At 52.3% G+C, this 2,910-nt stretch carries 2 protein-coding genes; both read left to right on the forward strand.

Features of this window, described 5'->3' with window-relative positions; translation table 11 throughout:
• Positions 1-2,226, forward strand: a 2,226-nt coding sequence (locus IT527_RS02745; protein ID WP_292966240.1) for a DNA internalization-related competence protein ComEC/Rec2, incomplete at its 5' end; no start/stop codon positions are given.
• Positions 2,227-2,486: 260 nt separating this feature from the next.
• Positions 2,487-2,804, forward strand: a complete 318-nt coding sequence (gene flhD, locus IT527_RS02750; RefSeq protein WP_292966243.1) for a flagellar transcriptional regulator FlhD — start codon at positions 2,487-2,489, stop codon at positions 2,802-2,804.
• Positions 2,805-2,910 lie beyond the last annotated feature (106 nt).

Below are 2,910 nucleotides of genomic sequence, written 5' to 3' on the forward strand. Positions count from 1 at the left end.
CTGGGCGCCGGTTTTTTCTGGGCTGCGTTATGGGCACAGATCAGGCTGACGGATGAGTTGCCGCATAAATGGGAAGGAAAAAATGTTGTGGTTACTGGTGTTGTTCCGGAAATGCCGCAATTTTCCCAAGACAGTGTGCGCTTTCGTTTTGATGTGGAACGGGTATTGACGCCGGATGCCGGAGTGCCTGCCCGTATTCAGCTTTCCTGGTATCGGGATAACAGGCGTGAGGGAGCTGCTTTACCCCATATTGTGGCGGGTGAACGCTGGCAGTTGACGGTCCGGCTGAAACGTCCGCATGGTAATGCCAATCCGCATGTCCCGGATTACGAAGCCAAACTGCTGGAACGGAATGTGCGAGCGACAGGCTATGTGCGGGCAGGGGAGAGCAACAGGCGGCTTGAGATACCGGAAAATCATCCGGCTTATTTTTTCGAGCGCGAGCGTGACGAAATTCGCAGCCATTTTCAGCATTACCTGGCGGATTATCCGTATGCAGGAGTCTTGATTGCACTGGTGGTGGGTGATCAGCGGGCCATCCCGTCGGAGCAATGGGAGATTTTCACTCAGACCGGCACCAGTCACCTGATGGCAATTTCCGGTTCGCATATTACGCTGCTGGCCGGGATGGTATTTTTTCTGACTTACCGGGCCTGGCGTCGTACCAGTTTGGCATTGTGGCTGCCTGCCCGCAAGTTTGCACTGGTATGCGGCCTGATTGTTGCAATCGGCTATGCATTGCTGGCAGGGTTTGCCGTCCCTGTGAGGCGTGCATTGTTCATGATGGCAATTATCGTGGCGGCATTCTGGAAGAACCAGCATGTGCATACACTGTCGGTGCTGGGGTGGGTGTTGCTGCTGGTTGTGGTACTGGATCCGTGGTCGGTAATTGCGCCGGGCTTCTGGCTGTCTTTTGCGGCAGTTGCGCTGATTTGTCTGGTGGTATCCGGCCGGGTTGGCCGGTCAGGTGCGGTAATCAGCTGGGTACGCATTCAGTGGGCGATTACGCTTGGCCTGTTTCCACTGCTGCTGATCCTGTTTCAGCAGGTTTCCCTGATATCGCCCGTCGCCAATGCGGTGGCGATCCCGGTGATTACCTTTCTTATCGTGCCACTTGTGCTGCTGGCGACCATCCCGGGGCTGGAATTTCTGTTGCTGATTGCTCATCCTGTTTTGCAGGTTACGATGGTGGTGCTGCAATGGCTGGGGGAGTTGCCTCTGGCAACCTGGCAGCAGCAAATGCCGCCGTTATGGACAGTGGTTGCAGCCACGGCTGGTGTGATCTGGCTGTTATTGCCGGGCGGGCCGGGGCTGGGTGTATCGGCGGGTTTTCCTGCGCGCTGGCTGGGAATCCTGGCGGGGGCACCATTATTTCTGGTTTCTCCTGAAAAACCGGCGGAAGGCGCACTTTGGCTGACAGTGCTGGATGTGGGGCAGGGGTTGTCGGTGGTGGCGCAGACTCGCAACCATACACTGCTTTACGATACCGGTCCGGGGTATGGCGAGAATGACAGCGGGAAGTATGTGATTTTGCCATTTCTGCGCGGCGAAGGAATACAGGCGCTCGATATGATGATTGTTTCTCATGTTGATTCGGATCACAGCGGTGGCGCGTTGTCTGTTTTGAAAAAACTGAAGACAGATGTGTTACTGACGTCCATTGAAGATGGTCACCCGATTCGCCGGGCGATACCTGATAACCGTTATTGTCTTGCGGGAAATTCGTGGTGGTGGAATGGCGTGCATTTCGAAATCCTGCACCCGGACAAACCGGATACATCGGCTGCGTTAATGCGCAAACGTAAAACCAACGAATCAAGCTGTGTGCTCAAAATAACGGCTTCGCATGGCAGTGTACTGCTGCCGGGCGATATCGGACAGGTGACGGAAGCAGAGTTACTGCGGCGTTATGTTCGTGATTCGCTTGCCTCCAGTGTGCTGGTTGTGCCGCATCATGGCAGTCGATCATCATCATCCGAAGAATTTGTGCGGCGGGTCGATCCTGATTACGCCATTTTTACGGTGGGCTACCGGAGCCGATTCGGGCATCCGCACGAAAAGGTGGTCAATTTGTATCGTGAACAGGGAAGTCAGTCGTATCGCAGCGATTATGATGGTGCGATATTGCTGCACTTTTCCCGGGCGGGTATCACAGTCAATACATGGAGGGCGCTGAATCGCCGTTTCTGGTATGACAAATGGCCTGTTGCCGGCAAAGAAGATTGAGTACCACACCGATGTGCTGATGGTTTGCTTGCTGGAAATGGATGTGTCAGCGCTATGTATCTGAATCAACAGTCAAAAACAAGAAAGTAAATATATCTTTTTGTTTGTAGGAATTTTCCCTACAAGCTTTCCAGCTAAATTCCTACCCAAGATATGGTTGTAGCCCGCTTTACCGTATCTGCTCCAAAGTTAAAAATGCACACATCATTTTTTCAGGCGCAACACGGTTCAACTTGCATATTCCAAAAGGAGCAGTGGAGATGGGAACAAATCAGATTCTGGATGAAATCAGGGAAATCAATCTCAGCTATTTGCTACTGGCTCAACAAATGCTGCGGGAAGACAGGGTTGCTGCCATGTACCGTTTGGGTATCGATGAGGATATAGCGGATATTCTGGTCAAGCTGACCAATAGCCAGCTGCTCAAAATGGCTGATTCCAACATACTGTTATGCCGGTTTCGTTTTGATGACAGTCTAATTGCGGAAATACTTACCAGTCATAAGCAGGATCGTGCACTGACACAATCCCACGCAGCAATATTAATGGCAGGGCGGCCTGCTGAAAAAATTTCTTAGGCACTTGCACAAAGGAGGATGCAATCATGAAAGAGAAAAGTATCTTATCCGAAGGTAAACAGATCCAGCTTGCCACTGAGCTGGTTCGACTGGGCGCCAGGCTGCA

It is taken from the genome of Nitrosomonas sp. (assembly GCF_020852615.1).
Lineage (GTDB): Bacteria > Pseudomonadota > Gammaproteobacteria > Burkholderiales > Nitrosomonadaceae > Nitrosomonas.

Coding starts and splice junctions, on each gene's coding strand:
- flhD (WP_292966243.1), top strand. CDS start 2,487: ATGGGAACAAATCAGATTCTGGATGAAATCAGGGAAATCAATCTCAGC.